Genomic DNA, 26021 nt, shown 5'->3' with positions numbered 1-26021 from the left:
CTTGGAACGAAGTTTCACCGCAGCCGGGCTCGTCGAAACCAACCTGTTGTACGCTTGTACAATACGAGATGTTAACGGTTCGAGATCGGCATTTCCATAGCCGCCGGAGTCGCGCTGGTCACTTTCGCGGTACCGGCACTGCAGCCGGATCGCGCCCGCCGATCCGCCGGAACTGGGCGTTTGCCCCGAAACTTCTCTGCAGATGCGCGGCGCCGAGGGAATGGAATCGCTCCCCCGTCTCGCCTTGATGCCGCGCCGCATGCGCATTGACTCCGGGATTACTTTCCGCGCTCTTGCAAATGCAGGTGCAAACAATCGGTCACGTTCCCGGGCCCCCGCGGATTCCGGCGCGGACCGCCGCCGGGAGAGGCCTTGCGGGCACAGGCCTCGCGCGGGCGCGGAGAGTGACGATAGGCCCCGTATCACATCTCATTGTCATTGGGCAAGGAAGATGGCACTACTCCATCCTCTACCCTTGGCACCACCGCCGTGCGGGGGACTGGATGCGGATCCGGCGCCATCACTTGCCATGAGCCGATGCGCCTCGCAGACTTAGAATCAAGGACACGACCTGGCCATACGCTGCGCTAAGCACGAGCGGCCCGCCTCCGGGGGACGTGCCGCCGCGGCCGGTTCCGGTCACCGTCCTTCGGCCTCGCACACGGGCGGCACCCGAACCGCCGCGCGGCTGGCGGCGACGCACAGACCGAGTACGACCCCGACTGGAGAGCACATGGCGATCCACCCGCGAGTGCAGAGCCTTGTCCAGGCCTTCCTTCGCAACGTGGACGACGAGGCGCCGGGACTGGTCCAGGGCCTGTACCTGGCGGGTTCGGTAGCCCTCGGCGACTTCCGGCCGCACGCCAGCGACGTCGACTTCGTGGTGGTCACCTCGCGCCGCGCCACCGGCGACGACAACGAGGCGCTGCGCCGGGCCCATGCGCGCACCCGCGCGCAGGCTCCCCGTCCCCAGTTCAACGGCATCCACGTCACCTGGGACGACCTCGCCGGCGACCCCGCCGACTGCGGGCCTGTCGCATCAGTGCTGGGCGGCCGGTTCAAGACCCGCGCCAGCGCCGACGTCAACCCCGTGACCTGGCACGTGCTCGCTGAGCGCGGTGTCACCGTCCGCGGTCCGCTACCGGTGGAGCTGGACGTGTGGGACAACCCGGCCAGCCTGAGGGCCTGGTCGATGGGCAACCTCGACGAGCAGTGGCGCCGCTGGCGCGCCAAGGCCGGGCGCATCGTCAGCCCGCGCGGCCTGGCCGCGCTGGGCTCGCTCGCGCCGTCCTGGAGCGTGCTGAGCGTCAGCCGACTGCATTTCACCCTGCGTACCGGCGAGATCACCTCCAAGTCCGCGGCGGGCATGTACGCCCTGCACGCGTTCCCGGAGCGCTGGCAGCGCATCGTCAACGAGTGCCTGCGGGTCCGCCGCGACAGCCGCCTGCCTTCGCTGTACGAGAGCGCACTGGGCCGCCGGCGGGCGGCGTTGGACTACATCGAGATGGTTCTGGACGACGCCCTGCGGCGCCGGCCGGCCTGAGCGCGCCCGTACGGCGCCGACGGGGGTACCTCCCCCCGCGTCCACGCGCGCGCCGTTCCGCACCCGCGCCCGGCTAACCTGGAGTTCATGAGCAAGCGCCCCATCGTCCTGTTCGGCGATCCCGTTCTCGTGACCCCCACCTCCCCTGTCACCTCGTTCGGCCGGCACACCGAGGCGCTGGTCCGCGACCTGCTCGACACCGTCGACGAGCCCGGCCACGCCGGCGTCGCGGCCACGCAGATCGGGTCGGGGCTGCGGGTGTTCAGCTACAACGTCGGCGGGCGGATCGGCTACGTCATCAACCCCGAGGTCGCCGAGCTGTCCGAGGAGGTCCAGGACGGCGAGGAAGGCTGCCTGTCGCTGCCCGAACTCGCGTTCCCGACCCGGCGCGCCCTGCGCGCCGTGGTCACCGGTGTGGACCTGCGCAACGAACCGGTCACCGTCGAAGGCGAAGGGCTGATGGCGCGCTGCCTGCAGCATGAGACCGATCACCTCGACGGTCGGCTCTACATCGACCGCCTCGACCGCGACTCCCGCCGCGAGGCCATGCGCGCGGTGCGGCACTCCACCTGGTTCCTGGACGCCGAGCCGGCGCCGCAGCCGAGCGCGCAGACGCTCCCCGGCGGCCTGGGCGGACCGGTCTGAATGCGGCGGCGGACAGCGGCTGACCGCCGTCGCGCCGGCCGCGCGGGGCGGGGTAGTGTCGGGCGACCGCTAGCCAGGTAACGTCACGGTCTCGTATCGTCTGCTTGAGCACCGCGCGGCCCCCCGCCCTCATTGTTCCCGCGCGCACCATTCACCCCGTGTGCCCCTTCCGGCCGGTCCGCGACCGACATCAGGTGACATCCATGCACAGACCAACCCCACCCCCGCACAAGCGCCGACGCGCCCTCCTGCTGCCTTGCCTCGCCGCCGCGGCGGCCCTGCTGCTCCCCGCCACCTCCTCCTACGCCGACCCCGAGGACGACGAGAAGCCGAGCCTGGAGGAGCTCAACGAGCGCGCCGAGTCCCTTGAGGAGGAGTACGACACCGAACTGGTGCAGTACGAGGACGCCAAGGACGACGCCGAGAAGGCGCAGAAGCGGCTGGAGAAGGTCGAAGACGAGCTCGGCAGGTACCGCGAGGACGTCGCCGGCCTGGCTGCCGCCCAGTACATGAGCAGCGGGCTCGACCCCACCGTCGAGGTGGTCATGAGCAGCGCCCCGCAGAACATGCTCGACAACGCCGCCATGGCGAGCCAGGTCTCGGCCAACCACAGCGAGCGGGTCGTCGACCTCGTCGACCTGCGCGAGAAGCGCGAGGACGCCGTCGACAAGGCCGACGGCAAGCTCGAGGACGCAGAAGAGCTGGTCGAGGACCTGGAGTCCCAGCGCGACGAGGTCCTGGCCAAGATCGAGAAGTACGAGGAGGAGCAGGTCCCCGCCCCCGCGGGGGGCTCTGGCACGGGCAGCATCCCGGCGAGCGCGCAGGGCTGGGGCTGGGACGGCGCCAGTCCGCGCATGGCCGCGATCCGCGACGAGATCGTCCGCGAGTTCGGCGCGCCCTACCCCGTCGGCTGCCTGCGCCCCGGCGACTCCGGCGACCACGGTTCCGGCCGCGCGTGCGACTTCATGATGAGCTCGGGAGGCGCGACCCCTTCGGCGTCCAACCAGCAGCTCGGCCAGCAGATCGCCGACTACGCCCAGGCCAACGCCGACCGGCTGGGGGTGATGTACATCATCTGGGAGCAGCGCATCTGGCACTCCGCCAACCCCGGCGCCGGCTGGGAGATGATGAACGACCGCGGCAGCATCACCGCCAACCACTACGACCACGTGCACATCTCCTCGTACTGACGCCGGCGGCGATCAACGAGGATGCCAGGGGGCCGGCGGCGTCGCGCGGTCGGCGGTTGCAAGCGGCCCACCGGTACCGCCCGCAGCCTCCCCGCGCCCCCGTGCTCGTGCTCGTGCTCGGCGATGGATCCTCACCCGCCCGCCGCACGCCCTCAGTCGAGTCGCCGCGCCAAGGCGAAGGCGGCGGGCAGGCAGGCGGCCAGCACCGCTCCCATGGCGGCGAACGCGGGACCGTAGCCCGCGGCCTGGATCGCCACGCCAAGGGCCAAGGAGCCCAGGCCCGTCCCGGCGTCGTAGCCGATGTTCCATACCGCGCTGGCCGTACCGTAGGCCCGGGCTCCGGCGCGGCGGAACATGATGACGATCGTGTCGTTCTGCACCGCGCCGAACCCCGCGCCGAACAGCCCGGCGCCCGCCACGGCGGCGGCCGCCCCCCAGGCGCCCGGTCCCGACCAGCCTTCTGCGGCCGGCCACAGAGCCGCCGCCGAGATGGCCGTGCCGGCGACCGCGGAGACGCTTCCGCAGACGAGCAGCACGGGGCGCCGGTACCGGTCGCTGAGCGTGCCCGCCGCCCACCGGCCGCACACCGACAGCACGCCGAAGGCCAGCAGGGCGGCGAACACCACGGTTGAGGCCTCGGACAGCGGGATGGACAGGAACGTCACGACTGCGCTGGAGGCGATCGCCGGCATCAGCATGGCCAGCAGCGGCACGCCGAGCCGCCGGTAGAGCCGCGGACCGCCGGGCTTCTCCCCGGTCTCCGCGGCGGCGTCCCGCCCGCTCGCGGCACCGCCGCGGCCCGCGCCGTCGCCGGCGAGGACCCAGATGCCGGCCGCGGCGGCCGCTCCCGCCACCGGACCGAGTGCGGCGGCCCAGAACACGGTCCCGAACCCGAGGTTGAGCGCCGCCCACACGCCGGTGGACAGGAAGAACACGTTGGGCAGGCCTACCGCGAGGCCGTAGTAGCCGGCAGCCCGACCGAGCTGCTCGGGCGGCACCAGCCGGGCCGCCAGAGCGGAGCCGGACACGGTCGCCATGCCGAACCCGACGCCGCGCACGGCCGAGACCGCCAGGAGCGGCACCAGGTCGGTGGTCGCCAGCAGCAGCGGCGCCGGCAGGCCCATCAGCAGCGCTCCCACCGGGAAGGTCCACCGGTAGCCGCCGCGGTCCAGCAGCCAGGGCATGGCGAGCTGGGTGAGCACCGTGGTGAGCATGAAAACCGACGTGGCGGCACCGGCCCCCAGCTCGCCCGCGCCGCCGCGGGTGGCCCACAGCGGGACGACGGGCAGCAGCAGCACGAAGCCGGCGAACGTCAGCGCGGTCGCCAGGACGAGCAGCCGGAAGGCCCATCCGTGCAGCCCGAGATGCGACGTTCCCGCCGGTGGATTCATCCGGACATCGGAGGAGTTCACCATGACTCTCTTTGTACCTCAGCGGACTCTGTGCGCCGCCCGCGCCGCCGCGACCTCCCCTCAGGTCGCGCGCTCGGCGCCGTCCTCTCCGTTGGGCCCGGCCATGCTGTGCTCCAGCCACCGCGCCATGCGCTCGGCCCGTCCGGGCGTCATCGCGCGCTCGGCGTGGCCCATGCCCGGCTCGATCCACAGGTCTTTGGGCTCGGGCGCGGCGGCGTACAGCCGCTCCGCGTGCTCGACGGGGAAGTAGCCGTCGGCATCGCCGTGCACGACGAGCAGCGGCGCGGCGAGGTCGGGAGCCGCCTGCGTCGGGTCGGGCGGCACCGGGTCCCACTGGGTGTCGACGACGCGCACGCGGCGGGCCACGCGCAGGAACCAGCGGCCGAGAGCCTGCTCGACGCCGAAGTGCAGCAGCCGCATCCGCCGCGAGCCGCGGTAATACCACATGCTCGGCCCGCTGACGGCGACTACGGCGCCGACGCCGCCGAACATCGCAGCGTGGCGCACCGCAACGGCCGCCCCCATGGAGAAGCCCACCGAGGCGACGGAGGTGTAGCCGAGCCCGCGCAGGTGCGCGCAGACGGCCTCCAGGTCGTGCACCTCGAGGTTGCCGACGGTGCACAGCCCGCCGGAGTCGCGGTGGCCGCGGAAGTCGAAGGTCATCACGTCGCCGATCGGCAGCAGGCGCTCGGCGATCGAGCGGGTGCCGGGGCTGCGCCAGGTGCCGGTGAAGCCGTTCGCCAGCACGACGGCGGTGGTCCGGTCGGTGCCGCCACGCATCAGCGCGGTGTCGAGGTCGATCCCGTCAGAGGTGGTGAGCCGCCGACGCTCGGGGGCGGACAGCGGATCGGAGCGGTACAGCGCATCAGTCACCGAACCATCGTGCCTGATCGCCTCGCACAACAGCAGGACGGCTGGCGCGAACACGCGGGAGGTGCTGGCACCACTGCGGCCGGGGGTGCCCCCACGCCGATGGCCTGGCGCCGGCTCCACCCGCCGTCGACGACGCAGCGGGCGAGTCGCAGGCGGCCGGTGGGGGTCAGCGGGGCGTTGCGGTGGCACACGAGGGCCTTCTGAGCATCGGCGTAGGTGTCGTAGTCCACACTTCTAATGCAACCGCTGCCTCAGGCGTGTCGGCTGTTACCAACGTGCCGGGACGTCACTTCTAGATCCATCTAGATCGCGCGGGCGCGGTGGCGGCGGCCGCTGCCCGACAGCAGCAGGGAGCGCATCTCCAGCGCGATGTGCACGGCGACGGGGATCAGCAGGCTGCCGGTGCCCAGATAGACCACCATGAACAGCGCGCCCAGGAGCCCCGGGCCCACCAGCCCCCACCAGCCCTGGTAGAGGTGGGCCAGCGCGAACAGCGCACAGGCCGCGATCGCCGCCAGCCACACCGGCACGCCCAGTGCCGCGCCGAAGGCCACGAGGAGTCCCCGGTAGAGCAGTTCCTCGCTGACGCCGGCCGTCACCGCAACCGCGGCGGCCGCCCGGCGCTCCCGCGACCCGCGCGGGACCAGCACACCGAGCGCCTGGCCGGGGTCGGGAAGCGGAGGCAGCGTCGGGTTCGCGCCCTCCGCCGAGGACCGGGCCCGGTCGCGGGTGATCAGCCAGATGATGAGCATGGCCGCGCAGAACCCGAAGACGGCCGCCAGCAGCGGGAGCCAGGCCTGCGGAGCGCGCAGCCCCAGGTGGGCGGCGCCGACGCCGGGGGCGAGCAGCACGATGAGGACGATGGCAGCCGTCCAGGCGAGGTGCACGCTCATCGCCAGGCGGTAGAACCGGACCAGGGCGCGCGGGTCGCTCCCGCGCGTGCGCTGCAGCCTGGTGAAGGCGCGCCGGCCCAGCAGCGGCTCGCCCACTGCGGCGTATACGACCAGCAGCGTCGCCACGGCACCGGCGGCGACGCCGAACTGGGGAACGCTCTCGGTCCAATGCACGGCCACACACTAGGAGATCCGCGCAGCCGAATCCGCACATTGCGGGCAACCTCTCCACGCTGCGCCGGTCGGCGCCGAGCGCGCGCACACCGCACACCGCGGGCGTTTCCCGTCCCCCATGTCCCCGGATCCGCGCGAACCCGCACCCGGCGGGTCGGCGAAACGCCTCTTGTGATATCGGCCGCAACGGGTGACCGTAGAGAGTGTTCCGCGTCACATCGGCGCGGACTCGGCGTCCATCCGCGCGGCCGCTCCCGACGAGGCGCCGGCAACCTCCGGCGGGCCGCGCGGTCCGGGCCGATGGGAACCGCGGCCCGGTCGACGAAGGAAGGTGGCAGAGCATGGCGGACAAATCCGGTCCAGCGACCACCGGCAGGGCTCCCAGGGCCGACCACCCGGCGCAGATTCGCAACGTCGTGCTGGTCGGCCCGTCCGGAGCCGGAAAGACCACACTGATCGAGGCCCTGCTGCACGAGTCCGGTGGCACGTCCCGGCTGGGCCGCGTCGAGGACGGAACCACTGTCAGCGACTACGACGAGGTCGAGGTGCGCCAGAAGCGCTCGGTCAACCTCACCGTGGCCCCCGTGGTCTCAGCGGGCGTCAAGGTGAACCTGCTGGACACCCCGGGCTACGCCGACTTCGTCGGCGACCTGCGCGCCGGGCTGCGTGCCGCCGACGCCGCGCTGTTCGTGGTCTCGGCGGTCGACGGCATCGACGGACGCACCCGGCTGCTGTGGGAGGAGTGCGCGGCCATCGGCATCCCGCGCGCCGTGGCGGTCACCAAGATCGACCACCACCGCGCCGATTTCGACGCCGTCGTCGAGCAGTGCCGCGAAGCCTTCGGCGAGAACGTGCTGCCCGCCTACGTGCCCGAGTACGCCGGCGACGGCGACTCCCGAACGGTGCGCGGCCTGATGGGCCTCATCTCCGGCCGCTATCACGACTACTCCGCCGGCACCCGAGCCGAGGCCGAGCCGCCCGAAGGACTGGCCGAGCGGACCGCGCCGATGCGCGACGCGCTGATCGAGGGGGTGATCCAGGAGAGCGAGGACGAGACCCTGATGGACCGCTACATGGAGGGCGAGGAGCTCGACCCCGCCATGCTGATCGCCGATCTGGAGTCGGCGGTCGCGCGGGCGGGCTTCTACCCGGTACTGGCGGTCTCCGCGCTGCGCGGCGCGGGCGTGCCCGAGCTGCTGGAGGAGCTGCCCCGGGCCACCCCGTCGCCGACCGAGCGCCCGCTGCCCGACGTGGCCACCGCATCCGGCGGCCCGGTCGACGGACTCTCCAGCGACCCCGGCGGACCGCTGCTGGCCGAGGTCGTCAAGACCATCAGCGACCCCTACGTGGGCCGGGTCAGCCTCGTCCGGGTGTTCAGCGGCACCCTGCTGCCCGACACCGTGGTGCACGTGTGCGGGCAGGGCCTCGCCGACCGCGGGCACGAGGACCACGACGTCGACGAGCGCATCGGCGCGCTGCTGGCCCCCTTGGGCAAGCATAGCGAGCCGGTGGGCGAGGTGGTGGCGGGCGACGTGTGCGCCGTCGCCAAGCTCACCCGCGCCGAGACGGGCGACACGCTGTCGGCCAAGGAGCGCCCGCTGCGGATGCCGCCGTGGACGTTTCCCGACCCGCTGCTGCCGGTGGCGCTGCGCGCGTCGTCCAAATCCGACGAGGACAAGCTCGCCCAGGCGCTCAACCGGCTGGCCTCCGAGGACGTCACGCTACGCGTGGAGGTCAACCCCGAGACTCACCAGCTGGTGCTGTGGTGCATGGGCGAGGCGCACCTGGACGTCGCACTCGACCGGCTCTCCTCACGCCACGGGGTCGCCGTCGAGACCGACGAGCTGCGGGTGCCGCTGCGCGAGACCTTCGCCGAGCCGGCCGAGGGCATGGGCCGCAACGTCAAGCAGAGCGGCGGCCACGGCGAGTACGGCATCTGCCGGATCCAGGTGGAGCCGCTGCCGTCGGGGGCGGGCCTGGAGTTCGTCGACCGGATCGTGGGCGGCGTGGTGCCGCGCCAGTTCATCCCGTCGGTGGAGAAGGGCATCCGCTCGCAGATGGAGAGCGGCGTGCAGTCGGGATATCCGATGGTGGACATCCGCGTCACGCTCTACGACGGCAAAGCCCACTCGGTGGACTCCTCCGACATGGCCTTCCAGAAGGCGGGGCGGCTGGCGCTGAAGGACGCGGCGGAGAAGTGCCGGCTGTCGATGCTGGAGCCCTTCGACGAGTTGGCTGTGCTGGTCGCCGACCAGTACATGGGGGCGGTGATGAGCGACCTGGCGGCGCGCCGGGGTCGGGTGATCGGCACCGAGCCGACGGCCAACGGGCGCACGCTGATCCGGGCCGAGGTGCCGCAGCTGGAGATCGTCCGCTACGCGGTCGACCTGCGCTCGCTGTCGCACGGCACCGGCACGTTCACACGGTCCTACCTGCGCCACGAGCCGCTGCCGTCCCAGCTCGTGGACAAGTACGCGCGGGAGCTGGCCGGCTCGCCCTGACGGGGCGGGCGGCCGCGGGCGGGAGCGGTCCGGGCCGGCCGGGGAGGGGCCGGACCGGGCCGCTTCCGGTTGATCGGCGGGTGCCGGAGCCGGAATCGGTCCCGCCGGTCACAGCAGGCGGCCGGACCGCGAGCGGTCGGTGAGGGCCTGGAACCGCCAGGTGTTCACGGGATGGCTCGACAGCAGGTTCACCAGCATCACGAACAGGCCCTGATCGGTGTGGGCGCGCGCCGCGATGTCGGCGAAGTCGACCTCGCGGTAGAGGTACTTGCCGGCGGCGAGCACCCGCAGGCCCTCCTTGCCCTCCGGGCAGAACGCGTGGGCGTGGTTGTCGGCGGTGTACTCCTGGGCGCGGCTCAGCGTGGCGCCGATCCCGGGGATGATGTCGGCGACCGAGACCCCGAACTGCCGCCAGTAGGAGACGTGCCCGGCGGCGATATGGCCGACCTCGTGGCCGATGATGAAGCGCAGCGCGTCGGGGTCGGCCAGGCGCTCGCCGATCTCGAACAGGTCGCTGTGCAGCGCGACGAACCGGCGCGCACCGTGCCCGGAGGCGAAGGCGTTGATGTGGCCGTTGCCCAGCACCACGTAGGCGTCGGGCACCTGCGGCAGGTCGAACGCCCGCGCGGCCTCGACCACCATCCGGTGCGCCTCCGGGAACTGGGTCTCGGAGATGCGCACCCCGTTGACCCGCTGGTGCGCGTACAGCTGCCCGCGCACGAAGAACACCAGAGCGGGGATGGCGAGCACCACCAGCGGCTGCCCCGAATCGCCGTCCAGGGCACGGTTGATGGCGCCGACGACCGCGAGCGCGGTGACCGCCAGGCAGATCAGCAGGGCGGCGTTCTCGCGCGGGTGGCGCAGCGCGCGGGCGCGCCGGGGGTCGCCCCAGCGGCCCACCAGCATGGCCCAGCGCTGCGGCCGAAACGCCCGCTTCTGCGGTGACAGACGCGTCGACCGATCCATACGCCACGCACCGCCCAGCCGCCGACGCCCGCTGTGTCCAGCCTTACGTTACAGGCGGTAAGGGGGACCCTGGGGCGGTTCCTGGCCGTTGTCACCGGATCGGTCGTGATCGTCCCGCTGCTCGGGCCAGCTGTACTGGCCCGGCTGCTGCGCGTCGGGCGGCTGCGGTGCGGGCGACCGGGGATCGGGGTACGCGGGATCGGGAGGCGGCCGGCCGTAGGGATCGGCCGGGTACCCGCCCGGCGGAGGACCTCCGGGGTAGGCGCTCGGCGGCCGGCCTTCCCCGGGGTAGGCGCTCGGCGGGCCGTCGGCGGGATAGCCCTCCGCCGGATACCCGCCCGACGGGTAGCCGTGCGCGGGGTAGCCGCCGGAGGGGGCACTGCCGACCGGGTAGCCGCCCGACGGGTGGCCGCCCGCCTCGGGTGCCCCTTCGGTCGAGTACGGCACCGCTCCCGGGGGCGGCGGCGGAGCCGCCACTGGCGGGCCCTGCGGCGGGGGCGCCGCGACGGGCGGGCCCTGCGGCGGCGGTGCGACCGGCGGGCCCTGCGGCGGCGGCCCGTAGCCCGGCGCCGCGTCGTCGTCGCTCGGGTAGGGGTCCATATCGGTGTAGGCCGTGGACTCGCCCTGCTCCTTGCCGCTATCGGCCGCGGCCGGAGCAGGGGCAGGCTCATCGGGATGGACCGCGGTCGGGGGCACCGGCGGCGGGTAGTCCGGGGCCGGGGCCGCGGCGTCGCCCTCGGGCGCGGCGGCAGCGGGGAACCCGCTCTCGGCGAAAGCCGCGGCCTCGGGCGCCGGTGCCGGCTCGTCCAGGCGCGCGGGCCCGGCGCTCATCGAGGCCTGGCCGCCGGTGGCCGCGCCCGCGTGCGCCTCCGGGGTGCCGAGGTAGGTGAGGGCGCCCAGCGACATCGCCGCCAGGCCGGCCCGCAGGGTGGACTCGCGGTCGGGCGCGAAGAACGGCGAGTGCGTCGCCGGCACGCCCATCAGCTTCTCGTACGGGGTCTCGCCGGGCGCCGCCTCCCACACGTCGTGCGGTGTGGAGCCCAGGAACCAGTAGACGTAGGGCACCGGTGCGGAGTCGCCCGGCAGGCCGAAGGCGGAGAAGTCCTCGCTGCCGGTGGTCGGCTCGGGCAGCTCCACCACGCGGTCGTCGCCGAAGTAGGCGCGGTGGGCCGCGACGACCTCGGCGGTGGCCTCGGGCTCGTTGGCGGTCACGCCGGTCTCGCGCGCCACCGATATCTCCGGGTCGCGCTGCGCGCCGGAGGCGGCCGCCTCGGCGCGGACGATGCGGTCGATCGCGCTGTGCAGGCGGTCGGCCACGGCCGGGTTCAGCGCGCGGGTGTCGACCTCCAGGTAGGCCTCTTCGGGGATCACGTTGGCCTTGGTGCCGGCGCGCAGCACGCCCACGGTGACCACCGCCATCTCGCTGGGGCTGATCTCGCGGGCCACGATGGTCTGCAGCCGGTTCACGATGTTGGCGGCGATCAGCACCGGGTCGACGGTGTTCTCCGGGCGCGCGGCGTGTCCGCCGGAGCCGAACACCCGCACACGCAGGTTGGTCGTGGCGGCCATGATGGTACCCGCGCGGTGGGCCACCATGCCGGCGGGCTGGGGCCCCAGATGCTGGGCGAGGACGACGTCGGGCCGGCCGAAGCGGGTGTAGAGGCCGTCGCGCAGCATGGCCGTGGCTCCGTCGAGGGTCTCCTCGCCGGGCTGGGCCACGACCATGAGGGTGCCGTGCCACTCGTCCCGTGCCTCGGCGAGCAGGTCTGCGGTACCGACCAGGCACGCCGTGTGCGCGTCGTGGCCGCAGGCGTGCATGATCGGCACGTCCCGGCCGTCGTCGTCGCGACCGCGGGCGGTGCTGGCATAGGGCAGGCCGGTGCGCTCCTGGACCGGCAGCGCGTCCATGTCGCCGCGCAGCAGAACCGTGGGGCCCTCGCCGTTGCGCAGCACGCCCACCACCCCCGTACCCCCGACGCCGGTCTCGACATCGAAGCCCGCGCGGGTCAGCCATTCGGCCACGGCCCCCGCGGTGCGGTGCTCCTGGTTCGAGAGTTCGGGATTCTTGTGCAGGTCGACGTAGAACCCCTCGACCAGCGGGAATATCTCGTCGACGAGCCGCATCACCGCACCTCCGTGCTCAGCGACACGCTGGGGATCGACCGCGTGCGGCACCGCTTCCACCGCCTTCGTCTGAGATGGACTGGGAGCGACCTCCCAGTCGGCCATTCGCCACCGGCGTGCGACCGCAGCGCCGATTGTCCCGCTCGCCCCTGCGAATCTCAAACGTCGCCCGGACGGCGAGCATCCGCCTTATGAGCTTATCCCCGCCGCTGAGGAGGGGGTGTCCCAGCCCCGTCGAACGGTGCGGCCCCCCGTCCGCCGGGCCCGCAGCGCACTGAGGCCTGCGGGATGCGGGATGCGGGATGCGGGATGCGGCTAGTGCACGCCGCCGCGTGAGACCGCGGACCGCCCCAGGTTTCTCAGCTTATTCACAGCTTACGGGGGCGGCATGTTACCGTTTCGAGATCGTGGACCCCCTTCGGATGCTGGGATCGTCACACAGAACCACCGGATGCCCACTCTATGACGCATCCTCCGCGGCACCCGAGTAGCATCGGCTCACAGCATTCCCAGTGAATTCCCAGGATCGAATCCGCGCGCGCCGTCCCAGCGCCCTCCAGCGACGGGCGGCCGTACCCGCTGCCCGCGTAACGGTTACTCGGAGACCCATTGGCCACGACCATCGACCGTCCGCAGGACGTCCGCGCCGGCCGCGCCCCCGGCACGCAGCGCGACGCCCTGCTCGACAACGCCAAGTTCCTGCTGATCGTGCTCGTGGTCGTCGGCCACGCCATCGAGCCGATGACCGACGAAACCCGCCTCGCCGACGCCCTGTACTACTGGGTCTACCTGTTCCACATGCCGGCGTTCGTTCTGATCAGCGGCTATCTGTCGAAGTCCTTCGACGCCTCGGGCCGGCGCATCGACAAGCTGCTCACCACCGTCGCAGCGCCCTACCTGCTCTTCTGGGGCATCTACGCACTGGTGTCGCTGGCCACCGGCCGCGCCCTGCCCGACAGCCCGCTGGAGCCGCTGTGGCTGACCTGGTTCCTGGCGGCCCTGTTCGTGTGGCGGATGACCGTCCCGCTGTGGAACCGCGTCCGCTGGCCGTTCGCGGTCTCGGTGGCGATCTCGCTGCTGGGCGGTGCGGTCACCACCGGCGACGTTCTGGACGTCTCGCGCATCGTCAGCCTGCTGCCGTTCTTCGTGGCCGGTCTCGTGCTGCGGCCCGACCATCTGGACCTGCTCAAGCAGACCTGGGTGCGGGTGTGGAGCGCCGGAGTCGTCGCCGCCACCGCGGCGATGTGCTGGATCCACCTCGAGACCCTCAGCCGCGAATGGGTGTACTGGCGCCAGAGCATCGTCGACCGCGACATGGAGTTCCTGCCGGTGGGCCTTCCGGGCCGGCTGATGTTCATGGTGCTGGCCTTCGCGCTGACCGCGGCCGTGCTCTCGCTGACGCCGCGCCGCGCCACGCACTTCACCCGCCTGGGCGCGCTGACGATGTACGTCTTCCTGCTGCACGGACTACTGGTGCGAGGCGCCGACGCGCTCGGCTGGTACGACTTCGCCGGATCCGCGCTGGGCGACCACGCCGCTCTGGGCGTCACGGCGGCGCTTGCCGTGGCAGCGTCCTACCTGCTGTGCACGCCGTGGGTCCGCCGCGCCGCCGGCTGGGCCGTGGAGCCCCGGGTGCGATGGGCGCTGCGCGACCGCGGGGCCGACGCCTCCGCGTCCACCGCCGCGGAGGCGCGGCCGGCGCCCGCCGACCGGTAGCCCGGGAGGCCGCCGCCTGTGCCCGGCGGGAGACGGCTCCGATCACGGCGGAGGCCGCGAGGCCTACCCCCGCGGCCTCCGCCGTCGTCGTCCTCCGGATCCCGGGCGGACTCAGCCCTCGCTGCGCAGGCGGGCCATCTCGACGCCGAAGTCGCGGGTGGCCAGCCACAGCTTGTAGACGATGAGGGCTTCGAATGCGGCCAGGGCGGCGCAGGAGAACACGACCACGGGCACCAGCAGTGTCGCGCCCGGGACCAGGGCCGAGGCCAGCGCCGTCAGGGGCGCGACGACGCACACGAACATCTCGAACTCGATGCCGCTGAAGAGGTGCGGCCGCACCCGCCCGCGCAGCAGCGCGGCGCGCAGCCGCCCGTACCAGCCGAACTTGCGGGTGAACCCCTGGTGCACGTCGATGACCCGGGTACCGGCCTCGGCGGAGCGCTCCCGCGCCTGCTCGTGGTCCAGTTCGGGGTTCTCGCGCAGCACCTCCTCGACGAACACGACCTCGGCCCCGGCCTCGTCGGGATCCGCGCCGCCGCCCTGCTCGGCCTCGGGTCCGCCGTCGGGTTCGGTGTTCTCCGGGTCGTCCTCGGCGGGGGCCCGGGTGTCGCCCGCAGCGGCGGCGCGCAGCTGGGCGCGCATGCTCTGGCGCGTCTTGCCGACCTGGGAGCCGTTGAGGTAGCGCACCAGGTCCAGGAAGGTCACCACCGGCGCCAGAAGCAGGAACAGCACTTCGCCGGTGAGTGCCCACTGGCCGATCAGCAGCGCCAGCATGCAGCCGAAGAAGCGGATCCGGTCGAAGATGAAGTCGACCCACGCGCCGAAGACCGACCCGTTGCCCTTCAGCCGGGCGATCTTGCCGTCCATGCAATCGAGCACGAAGCTGAGGTGGAACAGCAGCGCGCCGGCGACGAGCCAAGGCCACTCGCCCAGCGCGAAGCACACCGCCGAGCCCGCGCCCAGCACGCCCGCCCCGAAGGTGATCTGGTTGGGCGTGACGGAGGTGCGGTTCGCCACCCACACGACCAGCCGCGCCGCCAGCGGGTCGACGAGGAAGACCGTCCACCAGGCGTCGCGGCGTTTGTAGGTGCGCTCGCGGACGTCCGCGAGGGTGAAGCTCGTCATCTCATCTCCTGCAGGGCTTCCCCCGGCGCCGGACGGCCGCGCCCGGCGCCGCGGGCGCCGCGGTGTCGGTGGTCATCGCGCGGCCGGGCGGGAAGGGAGGGTGGGTCGGCCGCAGAATAATGGCAGACCGCTCCTCGCCCGGGCCAATCGGCACGGTGCCGGCGGTGATAATTGTCGAGTAAGGGGGGTTGCGGTCGGCCCGGTCGCCGGCGGCCGAGGCCGCGCGCCGCCCCCGCAACGGCTCCGACCGAGGTAGAGGCGTGCGTTTTCTCAACGACCAGGTTCCCGGCCACGACCTGACCTACAGCGACGTGTTCATGGTGCCGCGGCACTCGGCCGTGGGATCACGGCTGGACGTCGATCTGCGGACCCACGACGGCACCGGGACGACGATGCCCATCGTAGTCGCGAACATGACCGCCGTCGCCGGGCGGAGGATGGCCGAGACCATCGCCCGGCGCGGCGGAATCGCGGTGCTTCCCCAGGACATCCCCCTCGACGTCGTCGCGGAGGTGGTCTCGTGGGTCAAGCGCCGCGACCTGCTCTACGACACCGCAATCACACTGACCCCCGAAAGCACGGTCGGCGAGGCGCTGAACCTGCTGCCCAAGCGGGCGCACGACGCCGTGATCGTCGTCGACGGCGGGCGGCGCCCCGTCGGCGTGGTCACCGACGCCGACTGCGCCGGTGTGGACCGCTTCACCCAGGTCCGCGAGGTGATGTCGCGCGACCTGCTGACCATCCCGGCGGGCACCGACCCCAAGGAGGCGTTCGGGTCGCTGCACGACTTCCGGCACCGCCTTGCGCCGGTGGTCGACGGCGGCGGCGCCCTCGTGGGGGTGCTCACCCGCACCGGCGCGCTGCGGGCCACGCTCTACGAGCCGGCGACCGACGCCCGGGGCCGCCTGCGGATCGGCGCGGCGGTGGGGGTCAACGGCGACGTCGCCGCCAGGGCAGCCGAGCTGATCGAGGCGGGCGTGGACGTGCTGGTCATCGACACCGCGCACGGGCACCAGGACAAGATGCTCGCGGCCCTGCGCAAGGTGCGAGCGCTGGATCCGGCGGTCCCGCTGGTGGCCGGCAACGTCGTCTCGGCCGAGGGTACGCGGGACCTGGTCGAGGCCGGCGCCGACATCGTGAAGGTCGGCGTGGGGCCGGGCGCCATGTGCACCACCCGGATGATGACCGCGGTCGGCCGCCCGCAGTTCTCCGCCGTACTGGAGTGCGCCGCCACCGCGCGCGAGCTCGGGGCGTCGGCGTGGGCGGACGGCGGTGTGCGCCACCCGCGCGACGTCGCGCTCGCGCTGGCCGCGGGCGCCTCCAACGTGATGATCGGCTCCTGGTTCGCCGGCACCTACGAGTCGCCGGGCGATGTGGTGCGCGACGCGCAGGGGCGGATGTACAAGGAGAGCTTCGGGATGGCCTCGGCGCGGGCGGTACGGCTGCGCACCTCCGACGACTCCCCGTTCGAGAGGGCGCGCAAGGCCCTGTTCGAGGAGGGGATCTCCACCGCGCGGATGTACCTGGACGAGGTGCGGCCGGGCGTGGAGGACCTCGTCGACGAGATCGTGGCGGGCGTGCGCAGCTCGATGACCTATGCCGGAGCGGCCACGCTGGAGGAGTTCCACGAGCGGGCCGCGGTGGGGGTGCAGAGCAGCGCGGGCTACAACGAGGGTCGGCCGGTGCCCACCAGCTGGTAGCGGCGCGCCGGCGAGCCGGAAGGCGGGGGGCTGGAGCGCGCCCAGCCCAGCCCCCCGGTTCCGCTGTCCGCCCGGAGCCGCATCCCGTACCTCGTGCCGCTCCGACCGTGCTCTGCGAGCGTAGGTGCGCCGGGGCGGCGGATCATCGCCCAGGGGAGGTATTCGCCGCTCCCCCGAGAGAGGGTGGCGGAGTCGTCCTCCGGTCGTAGCCGCCTACATCGCGGAGCGCATCCGGCCACGCCGACCTGCGCCGCGCATTGGCGCGCGCACCGGGCAGGTCGGATACGGTATCGCCATCGCCGCCGGGAGCGGCCCGCGGCATCCGGCACCGGGAGGCGCTGGTCGCCGGGCGGCGCTCGCCCGTTGTGCACACAGGGAGTCGAAGCGACCGTGGCATACGTCTATCCCCTGCTGCCGATCGGCGCCGGAGTCGTGATGCTCTGGTTCCTCCTCCGCCACCTGCGCTTCTCGATGTTCCTCGCCCTCTACGGCGTGCAGGCCGAAGGCGAGGTCGTGGGCTACCGCGAAACCGCCACCTCGGCGTCGATGGTCGTGCGCTTCAGCACGCCCGACGGCCGCGAGGTGCACGCCGCGCACGAGAACACCGGGTGGACCGCCTCACGCAGCGGCGACATCGTCACCGTCTCCTACGACCCCGGCGACCCTGAGCGCGCCCGCATCGTCGCAGCGCCGTGGCTGAGCAACTGGGTGCTGATCATGATCGGCGTACTCGGGTTCCTGCTGGTGGGCATCGGGCTGGTGCTGGGCTGGCTGGCGTGGTCCGAGGCGCTCTCGGGCGGCTGAGGATGGGAGCGGGCACTCAGCGCTGGGCGGGAACGGCTCCCGCGGGCGCCGGCGGGGCCGCTCCACCCTGCCGCGAGAAGGTCATCAACTCGTCCGGCATCCCGCCGGCGACCCAGGTGCGGGTGGTCGTGCGGGTGCCGGCGATCAGGTCGAACAGCCCGGCCCGGTCCCGGCGCACCAGCGCGGGCGCGCCGTGCAGGGCCGCCACGAGCAGCGCCCACCAGCCCATGCCGGTCGCCAGCAGTGCGGTCGCCGGAACGAACAGCAGTGCGCTGCGCACCAGCGCACGCCACCGCCCTGCCGGGCGCGGCGGCCCGGCGGACGCGAGCGCGAGGTAGGAGGCGGCCTGCCCGGGGGTGGCCCGGTCGCGCCGGAGCATCGGCACAACGGCGCCGGACACCACCGCGAACACCGCCAGAGCGGCGACGCGCAGCCCTTCCTCGGAGACCGCGCTACCGTCTGCCCGGGCGGCCGGTAGCGCTGCGGCGGCCACCGCGCAGGCGCCGTACCAGCACACGGCGAGGTCGAGCATGCGGGCGAGCGTCCGGCGGAAGGCGCTCGGCGGCAACAGGTCCCCCACGGCTCCCGGCCAGGCTCGGGGCAGTACACGCTTGGCCGCGGCGCCCAGCAGCCAGCCGGCCAGGCCGCCTCAGGCGCCCAGCAGCACGTCGTCGGCCGCGGCCACCCGGTAGGGGCAGGGGTAGGCGCCCAGCAGCCCTGTGTACTGGAGCCCCTCGACGCCCGCCGCGATCAGCGCGCAGACCGCGGCGGCGGCCGCCGCACCGCGGCGGTGGCGATAGGCCAGCAGCAGACCCGCGGGCAGCAGAGCGCCTGCGGCCCAGGCCGCGTGCACCGCGGCGGCGGGGCGGTCGAGCGCGCCGAGGAACGCGAGCGGCGCAGGCGCGGGCTCGGCTCCCCCGCCCGCGCAGACGCCGGCGTCGGGCACCGGAAGCGGGTACACGGCGAAGGCCGCGAGGGCGATCCCGGCGGCGAGCACGGCCAGGGTGATCCGGCCCGACCAGCCGGCCAACCGGCCGAAGCGCCGGTGTTGGCGGCGCAGGAATCCGGTCGCGCCGATCGACACGGCCAGAGCCACACCGTAGGCCGCCCCGTGCGCTGCGGCGTCGGCCGCGAATAGCCCTCCCATGGCTCCGCAAGGCTAGCGGCCGGTCCTCGTGCGCCGCAGGAGAACGCCGGATCCGCCCCGGACAGGCAGGCGGGTTTCGGGGCAGGTCGTCCACCATATTGCGGCGAAATTCGGACACAGAACTGCAAATTCCGCAAATCGCCGTTGTGGGATGATGTCGTCGCAGAGAAACAGCCCGAGGCGGATCGCCGAGCAAAGGGACGACACGCTATCGTGTTCGGGCAATTAACGCTTAGCGCTTGCCTGTGTGCAAAGCAGTACCGTCATCGCGATCTGCGTCTCGACGGGGAACCTGTCCGTGCCCCTCATTGAGCATGCGAAGACCCCTGTGAACCCTTCCTTGCTCGGGACTCGTGGATCCCGCCATGACGCGGACCGGCGACGGGCTGCGGACACCGCGCAACCGCCGCCCGGCGAACAGCCGGCTGCGCGGCCCGCGCCGCAGCCCCGCCCCCTGATTCGCCACTAGGAGTACCGTGCAGTCAGCGAAGAGCAAGCGGACGCCCAGCATCCGGCGGCGTCTGCGCAGGGCGGTGCTTCTGCCGAGCGCCGCCTTCATCGCGCTGTGGCTCGCCATCAGCGGCTACCTCGGCTGGGAGGCGGTCGAGACCACGGCGTCCGCCCAGGCGGCCAGCGAGCTGTCCACACCCGCCGCCGTCTCCCTGACGGCCGTGATGGACGAACGCTCCCAGACCGTGGCCTACCTGGAGCAGCCCGAGGAGACCCGCGACGAGCTGGTCGCGGCGCGTCAGGCCTCCGACAAGCACACCCGAACGGTGTTCGACCGCTTCGAGACCTACCGCGACTACGCCCCCGACGCCATCCGGGAGCGCATGGCCGAGTTCGAGAAGCAGTACCGCGCCATCGACGACATCCGCGAGGAGGTCGACGAGGGCAGCGCTTCGCGCGAGAAGGTCCTGGACGACTACAACCGGGTGATGACCGCGGCCGCCGACCTCTTCGACGAGCAGTCGCGCGGCAGCCCCCAGAACGGCTCGATCGGCCCGGGCGTGAGCGCGACCGACACCTTCCGCGTCGTCGACCTGCTGGCGCTGAGCGACGCCCGGCTGACCCGCAGCTTCACCAACGGCAAGCTCACCCACGACGACCAGCAGGAGTTCACCCGGCTGACCAGCTCCTACCACAGCACGCTGGAGCACGTGCGCGGCTTCCTCGGCCCCGAGCAGGGCCGCGAGCTCGAACGGCTGCTGAACAGCGGCGAATACCAGCGCCTGGTCGACATGGAGCAGCGCATCGTCGACCACGACCCGCACATCCTCATGGACCCCGTGACCGGCGAGCACAGCCGCGACACCACGGTCCCGATGGACAAGCAGGAGTGGAGGTCGGCCTACACGCCGGTCAAGGAGGAGTTGACGGAGATCGGCGCGGCGCAGGCCCGCTACGCCGCGGGGATCCAGGCCGACGCCGCGACCCGGGCGATGCTGATCGCCGGCGCGGGCTCGGTCGGCGTCGCGCTGATCGGCTTCTTGGCGATCAGCTCGGGTGTGGGAACCACCAACCGGGTCGTGGCGCGCCTGGCCCGCCTGCGCGACGAGACCGACCGGCGCGCCAACGACCTGCTGCCCGACCTCGTCGGCCGGCTGCGCAACAACGATCCGATCGACTCGGCCGCGGCGATCCCGCAGCTGACCACCGGCGACGACGAGGTCGGCAAGGTCGCCGCCTCCTTCCAGAAGGCCCAGCACTTCGCCGTCGACGCCGCTGTCCGCCAGTCCGAGCTCGCCTACGGCATCAACCGGGTGTTCCTGAACATCGCGCACCGCAGCCAGACCCTCATCCATCGGCAGCTGCGGCTGCTGGACCGCATGGAGCGCGAGCAGGAGGACCCCGACCAGCTCACCGACCTGTTCAAGCTCGACCACCTGGCCACGCGCTCGCGCCGCAACGCCGAGAACCTGCTGATCCTCGGCGGCGAGAATCCCGGCCGCACCTTCCACAAGCCGATGCCGCTGGTGGACGTGCTGCGCGGTGCGATCTCGGAGTCCGGCGACTACACCCGCGTCGACCGCCAGCGCGTCGCGCGGGTGGCGCTGAAGGGACCGGCGGTCGCCGACGTCATCCACCTGGTCGCGGAGCTGGTCGACAACGCCACGACGTTCTCGCCGCCGCAGACCAAGGTCCGGCTCAGCAGCGAGCAGGTGCCCAACGGCGTGGTCGTCGAGATCGAGGACCGCGGCCTGGGCATGCAGGAGGACGAACTGGCCGCGGCCAACGAGATCCTGGCCAACCCGCCCGAGTTCGACGTGATGCGGCTCAACGAGAAGATGCGCCTGGGCCTGTTCGTAGTCTCGCGGCTGGCTCAGCGGCACGAGATCGGCGTGCGGTTGCGCACCTCGCCCTACGGAGGCGTGCAGGCGATCGTCCTGCTGCCCTCGATGCTCATCGCCGAAGCGGACCTGCCCGACTCGGCGTTCGACACCACGCAAGAGCGCTCGCGGGCGATACTCCCGACGCGGCCCGGCGAATCCGGGCGCGGTCCCGCCTCCGGCGGCGCGGACGGGGGCGGGCGCGGCGCTCCGGCCGACGGCGCCGGCACCGCACCGGGCGGCGGCGACGTGCTCGCGGCGGAGACCGCCGCCCCGGCGGAGCAGGACCGCACCGGGTCGGGGCTGCCCCGCCGCCGCAGCAGCGCTACGGGCGACGGCGGCACGGCCCGCGGCGGCGACGGAGCGTCGGCACCCGCCGCCTCCTCCGCCCCGGCCGGGCAGAGCGGCGACGGCGGCGCTCCGGCGAACGGGGCCCCCGGATCCGGCGCCGGTACGACCGCACCGCCCCCGCAGCCCGGCGGCGCATCCGCCGATGCACCGGATCCGGCGGACGCCGCGCAGGCGGACTCCGACGGGCGCCCGCCGCTGCCCAAGCGCCGGCCCCAGGAGAACCTGGCGCCGCAGCTCTACGAGAACCCCTCAGACCCGGCCTTCGGCTCCTCGCAGCCCGCAGAGGAAGGCGAGGACCGCTCGGCCCGGCTGCGCCGCAACATGTCGGCGTTCCAGCAGGGCACCCGTCGCGGCCGCGACGAGGCCAGCAGCGCCGGAACGACACGTGAGAAGGATTCCCGACCGTGACGAACAACGCCGCCAAGGACCTGAACTGGCTGCTCGACGAGCTCGTGGAACGGGCCGTCGGCGCCAGATACGCCATCGTCCTCTCCGCCGACGGCCTGCTGATGGGCCGCTCCCAGGAGCTGGGCACCGACGACGCCGAGCACCTCTCCGCGGTCGCCTCCGCGTTCCAGAGCCTGGCCCGCGGCACCGGCCGCCAATTCGACGGCGGCAAGGTGCTGCAGACGGTCGTGGAGATGGAGCACGCCTACCTGTTCGTCACCGGCTCGGGCAGCGGCGCCTGCCTCGCGGTGATCGCCGACGAGGGCTCCGACGTCGGCCTCATCGCCTACGAGATGAACGTTCTCGTGGACCAGGTCGGCCGCTTCCTCGACGCGTCGCCGCGCCACGTGGGAACGGCCGCGGCCCCCGGCGACGGATCACCCGGCGACTCAGCCGGATAGGAGCGAGGGCCAATGGCAGAGCACCAGGGACCGGGCTACGACGCGGAAGGGACGGACCCCCTCGTCCGGCCCTACGTCATCACCCAGGGGCGGCAGCACTCCGACGCCGTCCAGCTGGACATGATCAGCGTGGTCATCGCGGCGCGGGCCGAGGTGGACGAGGCGGCGCTGGAACCCGAGCAGCTGCGCATCCTCGAACTGTGCCGGCGCCCCCAGTCGGTGGCGGAGGTGTCGGCCCACCTCGACATGCCCGTCGCCGTGGTCAAGGTCCTGCTCGGCGACCTCATCGGCCGGGGCTACGTCCTGGCCCGCGCCCCCTACACCCAGCAGAGCCCGGTGCACCGGGACATACTCCAGGCGGTACTCGATGGCATCCAACGACTCTGAGCATCCCGGCGACGTCATCCCCTCGGGGATCAAGATCCTGGTCGCGGGCGGGTTCGGCGCCGGGAAGACGACACTCGTCGCCTCCGTGAGCGAGATCGAACCGCTGAGCACCGAGGAGGTGATGACCGAGGCCAGCGTGGGCGTGGACGACCTCCAGGGGGTCGAGCAGAAGCAGACCACGACCGTCGCGCTGGACTTCGGCCGCATCACGATCAGCGACGAGCTGATGCTCTACCTGTTCGGCACCCCCGGCCAGCAGCGCTTCTGGTTCATGTGGGAGGAGCTGGCCGAGGGCGCGCTGGGCGCGGTGGTGCTGGCCGACACCCGGCGGCTGGACACCTGCTTCCCCGCGGTGGACTTCTTCGAGCGCCGCAGCGTCCCGTTCGTAGTGGCGGTGAACTGCTTCGACGAGGCCCACCGCTACAACGAGCGGGAGGTCGCCGAGGCGCTCACGCTCGACGAGCGGGTGCCGGTACTGCTGTGCGACGCGCGCAGCCGCGCGTCGGCGAAGGGGGTTCTGGAGGCCCTCGTCAGGCACGTCTCCGCCACGGCCGCCGCGCCCGCCTGACGACGGCACTGCGGCACTGCGGCGCCGCGGCCCGCGGGCGTCAGCGCGGCAGGCGGCGCCAGAGGGGGCGCGGCAGCGCCCGCATCCCCGCGAAGAGCAGGCGCAGGCGCCGTGGGACCCACACGGTCTCGGCGCCGGTGCGCAGGCCCTCGGCGACCGCTTCGGCCACCTGTCCGGCCGTGGCGGGAAACGGCGCCGGCGCCACGTGGGCCGACATCCGCGTGGGCACGTAGCCGGGCCGCACGAGCAGCACTCGGGCTCCGGTGCCGTGCAGCGCGTCCCCGAGGCCCTGGGCGAAGCCGTCCAGGCCCGCCTTCGCCGATCCGTAGACGAAGTTGGCACGGCGCACCCGGACGCCGGCGACCGAAGAGAGCACCACGAGCGTGCCGTGTCCCTGCTCGCGCAGCCGGCGGGCCACCGCGAGCCCCGCCGAGACATGCCCGGTGTAGTTCGCGGCGGCGGCCTCGGCTGCCGCCGCCGGGTCGTCCTCGAACGCCGCCTGGTCGCCGAGCACCCCGAACGCGTCGACCACCGCGTCGAGGTCGCCGAGCAGCTCGACCGCCCCGTCCACGACGGCGGCGTGGGTGTCGGGACGGGCGGCGTCGAACTCCAGCCAACGCACCTCGTCCGCGCCAGCGGCGCGCAGCCGCCGGGCGACCTCCCCGGTGCCGGCGTCGCCGCGCGCGGCCAGCACTACGCGGCGAGCGCCCCCGCGCACCAGCCGCTCCGCCACCGCCGCGCCGATCTCGCTGCGTCCGCCCAGCAGCAGGACCGAACCCACGGCGCCTACAGCGTCGCGCATGACTCCTCCACTCTGGGACGTGCCGGGAGCTGCGCGCCCCGGCGGTCGGCCGCACTCGCCCGGGCGGCTGCGGCCTGACCGGCGCTAGCGGCGCCGGTGTCCCCGCGCATAACGGACCCGCAGCGCACCGGTGTAGGTCTCGCCGGAAAGCACGAAATGCGGCGCCTGGTGCGTGGGCACGGCCGGGACGCGTGAGCGGTGCGAGGCGTGCGGGGAGTGCAGCCGGTCCAGGTCGGCGGTTGCGCCGTCGGGCAGTACGAGCACGATGGAGCCGCTGAGCACGGACAGCTCGATGTCGACGACAGGATGCGCGATGCGGGCCTGGGACATGTCCAGTCGCACCGCGCCGGCCTGCGAGCGGATGCGCAGCAGGCGCGGCACCACCCACTCGCCGCGGCGGCGGAGGGTTCCGCTTTCGGTGGTCAGCTCGACGGTCTCCTTCGTCGGTGTCGGCTCCATGGACGCTGATCCTATCCCGCTTGGTAGAGGGCCCCAGAGCGCTCACAGCTCAAGGCGGCGCGCCAGGTCGGAGGTGAGCACGCCGTCGGGGTCGGCGCGGGCGCGCACCGCCCGCCACTCCTCCAGCCGCGGGTACATCGCACGCACCGCGCCGGGCCGCGCTCGGCTGTCCTTGGCGAGATAGAGGCGCCCGCCCGCCGCCAGCACCCGCTCGTCCAGCCGCAGCAGCAGCGGGGCGAGGCCCGGCAGGTCGCCCGGGAGGTCCAGGGCCAGGGTCCACCCCGGGAGGGGGAACGACAGGGGCGCGGGCGTACCGGCACCCAGGCGCTTGAGCACGGCGAGGAAGGAGGGCGCCTTGGCGGCCGCGAGGTCGGCGACGATGCGGCGCAGCTCCTCCTCGGCGCCGAGGGGGACCGCGAACTGGTACTGCACGAGCCCGTGCGGACCGTAAAGGCGGTTCCAGTCGCGCACGGCGTCCAGCGGGTGGAAGAACGACGCCAGCGGCCGCACGGCGCCCCTGCCCCGCCGGGGGGCCCGGGCGTAGTAGGCGGCGTTGAACGCGCGCACGCTGTAGGAGTTGAGCAGCCGGGGCGGCACGAGCGGCGGAGCGGCCGCAGCGGCGCGCGGCGCGTAGGCCAGCGGGTCGCGGCGGGCGGCGCGCGGCAACTCGCCGACGCGGGCGTGGCGGGCGCGGGTGACCACGCCGCGTCCGAGCGCGGCGCCGCGGGCGAGCAGGTCGATCCAGCAGGCGGCGTAGGGGTGGGGGTGTGCGCCGTTCCCCGCGTTCATCAGCGCCATGGCGGCGTCGAGGTCGGGTACGCGGTCGGTGTCCACACGCATCGCGGAGGTCTCGACCTCCTCGACGGCGAACGTGGCCTCGGTGACGATCCCGGTCAGTCCCATGCCGCCCACCGTCGCCCAGAACAGGTCGGGCTCGGACCCGGGCGAGAGCGCGCGGTGCTCGCCGTCGGGGGTGAGCAGGCGCAGCGCGCGCACGTGGGCGCCGAAGGAGGAGGCGGCGCGGTGGTTCTTGCCGTGAATGTCGGCGCCGATCGCGCCGCCGACGGTGACGTGCCGGGTGCCGGGCACGACCGGCGGGAAGCGGCCGTGCGGCAGCAGGCGGCCGATCAGCTCGGCCAGGCCGGTGCCCGCCGAGGCGGTGGCCTCCGCGCGGCCGGGGTCGAGCCGGAAGCCGGGAGCCAGGTCGGTGCAGTCGATCACGGTGCCGCCCGCGCACTGGGCGGCGTCGCCGTAGGAGCGTCCGAGGCCGCGCGCGATCGCGCCGCGCCGCCGGGCGGTCGGCTGCTCCGCGGCCGCGCGCAGCAGATCGGCCGCCTCCTCGGGGGTGCGCGGGCGCTGCACGGTGGCCGCGGTGGGCGCGGTGCGCCCCCATCCGGTCAGCAGCGCCGCGCGTCCGAACGTGTCCGCCATCGCGGTGCCTCCCTTCTCCCCCGCCGCTGCCG

At 73.2% G+C, this 26021-nt stretch carries 22 protein-coding genes; 11 read left to right on the top strand and 11 right to left on the bottom strand.

What is annotated here, in order from left to right; genetic code table 11:
• The first annotated feature begins 733 nt into the window (after positions 1-733).
• The 3 genes from RM446_RS06050 to RM446_RS06040 all read left to right on the top strand — a co-directional run bounded on the left by RM446_RS06050 (position 734) and on the right by RM446_RS06040 (position 3378).
• Positions 734-1543, top strand: a complete 810-nt coding sequence (locus RM446_RS06050; protein ID WP_311544119.1) for an aminoglycoside adenylyltransferase domain-containing protein — start codon at positions 734-736, stop codon at positions 1541-1543.
• Between the two features lie 87 nt (positions 1544-1630).
• On the top strand, positions 1631-2188 hold the full coding sequence (locus RM446_RS06045) for a peptide deformylase (RefSeq protein ID WP_311544118.1): 558 nt from the start codon (positions 1631-1633) through the stop codon (positions 2186-2188).
• A gap of 203 nt (positions 2189-2391) precedes the next feature.
• Positions 2392-3378, top strand: a complete 987-nt coding sequence (locus RM446_RS06040) for a coiled-coil domain-containing protein (protein WP_311544117.1) — start codon at positions 2392-2394, stop codon at positions 3376-3378.
• 152 nt (positions 3379-3530) lie between these two features.
• Here RM446_RS06040 and RM446_RS06035 read toward each other — a convergent pair whose 3' ends face one another.
• The 3 genes from RM446_RS06035 to RM446_RS06025 all read right to left on the bottom strand — a co-directional run bounded on the left by RM446_RS06035 (position 3531) and on the right by RM446_RS06025 (position 6730).
• A complete protein-coding gene (locus tag RM446_RS06035) occupies positions 3531-4769 on the bottom strand; it encodes an MFS transporter (RefSeq protein ID WP_311544116.1) in 1239 nt (412 codons plus the stop codon).
• An 81-nt stretch (positions 4770-4850) separates the two neighbouring features.
• Complete coding sequence (locus tag RM446_RS06030) at positions 4851-5663, bottom strand: alpha/beta hydrolase family protein (RefSeq protein ID WP_311544114.1); 813 nt, start codon at positions 5661-5663, stop codon at positions 4851-4853.
• A gap of 302 nt (positions 5664-5965) precedes the next feature.
• Complete coding sequence (locus tag RM446_RS06025) at positions 5966-6730, bottom strand: CPBP family glutamic-type intramembrane protease (protein ID WP_311544113.1); 765 nt, start codon at positions 6728-6730, stop codon at positions 5966-5968.
• A 341-nt stretch (positions 6731-7071) separates the two neighbouring features.
• Between RM446_RS06025 and RM446_RS06020 the strand changes: the two genes are divergently transcribed.
• Positions 7072-9231, top strand: a complete 2160-nt coding sequence (locus RM446_RS06020; RefSeq protein WP_311544112.1) for an elongation factor G-like protein EF-G2 — start codon at positions 7072-7074, stop codon at positions 9229-9231.
• Positions 9232-9339: 108 nt separating this feature from the next.
• Here RM446_RS06020 and RM446_RS06015 read toward each other — a convergent pair whose 3' ends face one another.
• The gene (locus RM446_RS06015) at positions 9340-10137 is read right to left on the bottom strand and encodes a M48 family metallopeptidase (protein WP_311544237.1); all 798 of its coding nucleotides are present in this window, start codon (positions 10135-10137) and stop codon (positions 9340-9342) included.
• Positions 10138-10245: 108 nt separating this feature from the next.
• Positions 10246-12426, bottom strand: coding sequence for an amidohydrolase (locus RM446_RS06010; RefSeq protein WP_449657174.1), 2181 nt, complete (start codon positions 12424-12426; stop codon positions 10246-10248).
• A 504-nt stretch (positions 12427-12930) separates the two neighbouring features.
• On the opposite strand from RM446_RS06010, the gene RM446_RS06005 reads away from it, so the two are divergent.
• Complete coding sequence (locus tag RM446_RS06005; protein WP_311544111.1) at positions 12931-14037, top strand: acyltransferase family protein; 1107 nt, start codon at positions 12931-12933, stop codon at positions 14035-14037.
• A 111-nt stretch (positions 14038-14148) separates the two neighbouring features.
• On the opposite strand, the gene RM446_RS06000 is transcribed toward RM446_RS06005, so the two are convergent.
• A complete protein-coding gene (locus RM446_RS06000) occupies positions 14149-15162 on the bottom strand; it encodes a CDP-alcohol phosphatidyltransferase family protein (protein ID WP_311544110.1) in 1014 nt (337 codons plus the stop codon).
• A 260-nt stretch (positions 15163-15422) separates the two neighbouring features.
• On the opposite strand from RM446_RS06000, the gene RM446_RS05995 reads away from it, so the two are divergent.
• Together RM446_RS05995 and RM446_RS05990 are read left to right on the top strand one after the other, a co-directional pair.
• Positions 15423-16862, top strand: a complete 1440-nt coding sequence (locus RM446_RS05995) for a GuaB1 family IMP dehydrogenase-related protein (RefSeq protein ID WP_311544108.1) — start codon at positions 15423-15425, stop codon at positions 16860-16862.
• A 390-nt stretch (positions 16863-17252) separates the two neighbouring features.
• A complete protein-coding gene (locus RM446_RS05990) occupies positions 17253-17666 on the top strand; it encodes a DUF3592 domain-containing protein (protein ID WP_311544107.1) in 414 nt (137 codons plus the stop codon).
• Positions 17667-17682: 16 nt separating this feature from the next.
• On the opposite strand, the gene RM446_RS05985 is transcribed toward RM446_RS05990, so the two are convergent.
• Positions 17683-18246, bottom strand: a complete 564-nt coding sequence (locus tag RM446_RS05985) for an RDD family protein (protein WP_311544105.1) — start codon at positions 18244-18246, stop codon at positions 17683-17685.
• Positions 18247-18315: 69 nt separating this feature from the next.
• Entirely contained in the window at positions 18316-18813 is a 498-nt protein-coding gene (locus RM446_RS05980; RefSeq protein ID WP_311544104.1) for a hypothetical protein, read from the bottom strand.
• A gap of 476 nt (positions 18814-19289) precedes the next feature.
• On the opposite strand from RM446_RS05980, the gene RM446_RS05975 reads away from it, so the two are divergent.
• The 4 genes from RM446_RS05975 to RM446_RS05960 are packed head-to-tail and all read left to right on the top strand — an operon-like array spanning position 19290 to position 23297.
• Entirely contained in the window at positions 19290-21902 is a 2613-nt protein-coding gene (locus RM446_RS05975; protein ID WP_311544102.1) for a sensor histidine kinase, read from the top strand.
• Positions 21899-22342 carry a roadblock/LC7 domain-containing protein gene (locus RM446_RS05970; RefSeq protein WP_311544101.1) on the top strand — a complete coding sequence of 148 codons (444 nt, stop codon included), beginning with the start codon at positions 21899-21901 and terminating at the stop codon, positions 22340-22342. Before RM446_RS05975 ends, RM446_RS05970 begins: the two co-directional genes overlap by 4 nt.
• A gap of 12 nt (positions 22343-22354) precedes the next feature.
• Complete coding sequence (locus RM446_RS05965; protein ID WP_311544100.1) at positions 22355-22729, top strand: DUF742 domain-containing protein; 375 nt, start codon at positions 22355-22357, stop codon at positions 22727-22729.
• Positions 22710-23297, top strand: a complete 588-nt coding sequence (locus tag RM446_RS05960) for a GTP-binding protein (RefSeq protein WP_311544099.1) — start codon at positions 22710-22712, stop codon at positions 23295-23297. The genes RM446_RS05965 and RM446_RS05960 overlap by 20 nt, the downstream gene beginning before the upstream one ends.
• Positions 23298-23337: 40 nt before the next feature.
• Here the strand turns inward: RM446_RS05960 and RM446_RS05955 are convergent, their stop codons facing one another.
• From RM446_RS05955 to RM446_RS05945, 3 genes are all read right to left on the bottom strand, one after another.
• Positions 23338-24099: a decaprenylphospho-beta-D-erythro-pentofuranosid-2-ulose 2-reductase gene (locus RM446_RS05955; RefSeq protein ID WP_311544098.1), complete on the bottom strand. Its 762-nt coding sequence runs from the start codon at positions 24097-24099 to the stop codon at positions 23338-23340.
• Between the two features lie 84 nt (positions 24100-24183).
• On the bottom strand, positions 24184-24558 hold the full coding sequence (locus RM446_RS05950; protein WP_311544097.1) for a hypothetical protein: 375 nt from the start codon (positions 24556-24558) through the stop codon (positions 24184-24186).
• Between the two features lie 42 nt (positions 24559-24600).
• Positions 24601-25989, bottom strand: coding sequence for an FAD-binding oxidoreductase (locus tag RM446_RS05945; protein ID WP_311544096.1), 1389 nt, complete (start codon positions 25987-25989; stop codon positions 24601-24603).
• Positions 25990-26021: the final 32 nt, after the last annotated feature.

This window comes from Streptomonospora wellingtoniae (assembly GCF_031845375.1).
In the GTDB taxonomy this organism is placed as follows: domain Bacteria; phylum Actinomycetota; class Actinomycetes; order Streptosporangiales; family Streptosporangiaceae; genus Streptomonospora; species Streptomonospora wellingtoniae.
Note: the sequence above shows the minus strand (reverse complement) of the source record. Positions and strands in the feature narration are given on the sequence as shown.

Excerpts from the sequence above, each read along its gene's own strand:
- RM446_RS06050 (WP_311544119.1), top strand. The coding sequence starts at position 734 with ATGGCGATCCACCCGCGAGTGCAGAGCCTTGTCCAGGCCTTCCTTCGC.
- RM446_RS06000 (WP_311544110.1), bottom strand. The coding sequence starts at position 15,162 with ATGACGAGCTTCACCCTCGCGGACGTCCGCGAGCGCACCTACAAACGC.
- RM446_RS05955 (WP_311544098.1), bottom strand. The coding sequence starts at position 24,099 with ATGCGCGACGCTGTAGGCGCCGTGGGTTCGGTCCTGCTGCTGGGCGGA.
- RM446_RS05950 (WP_311544097.1), bottom strand. The coding sequence starts at position 24,558 with ATGGAGCCGACACCGACGAAGGAGACCGTCGAGCTGACCACCGAAAGC.
- RM446_RS06020 (WP_311544112.1), top strand. The coding sequence starts at position 7,072 with ATGGCGGACAAATCCGGTCCAGCGACCACCGGCAGGGCTCCCAGGGCC.
- RM446_RS06015 (WP_311544237.1), bottom strand. The coding sequence starts at position 10,137 with ATGCTGGTGGGCCGCTGGGGCGACCCCCGGCGCGCCCGCGCGCTGCGC.
- RM446_RS06035 (WP_311544116.1), bottom strand. The coding sequence starts at position 4,769 with ATGAATCCACCGGCGGGAACGTCGCATCTCGGGCTGCACGGATGGGCC.
- RM446_RS05965 (WP_311544100.1), top strand. The coding sequence starts at position 22,355 with ATGGCAGAGCACCAGGGACCGGGCTACGACGCGGAAGGGACGGACCCC.
- RM446_RS06045 (WP_311544118.1), top strand. The coding sequence starts at position 1,631 with ATGAGCAAGCGCCCCATCGTCCTGTTCGGCGATCCCGTTCTCGTGACC.
- RM446_RS05960 (WP_311544099.1), top strand. The coding sequence starts at position 22,710 with ATGGCATCCAACGACTCTGAGCATCCCGGCGACGTCATCCCCTCGGGG.
- RM446_RS05980 (WP_311544104.1), bottom strand. The coding sequence starts at position 18,813 with ATGGGAGGGCTATTCGCGGCCGACGCCGCAGCGCACGGGGCGGCCTAC.
- RM446_RS06040 (WP_311544117.1), top strand. The coding sequence starts at position 2,392 with ATGCACAGACCAACCCCACCCCCGCACAAGCGCCGACGCGCCCTCCTG.
- RM446_RS05945 (WP_311544096.1), bottom strand. The coding sequence starts at position 25,989 with ATGGCGGACACGTTCGGACGCGCGGCGCTGCTGACCGGATGGGGGCGC.
- RM446_RS06010 (WP_449657174.1), bottom strand. The coding sequence starts at position 12,426 with ATGGCCGACTGGGAGGTCGCTCCCAGTCCATCTCAGACGAAGGCGGTG.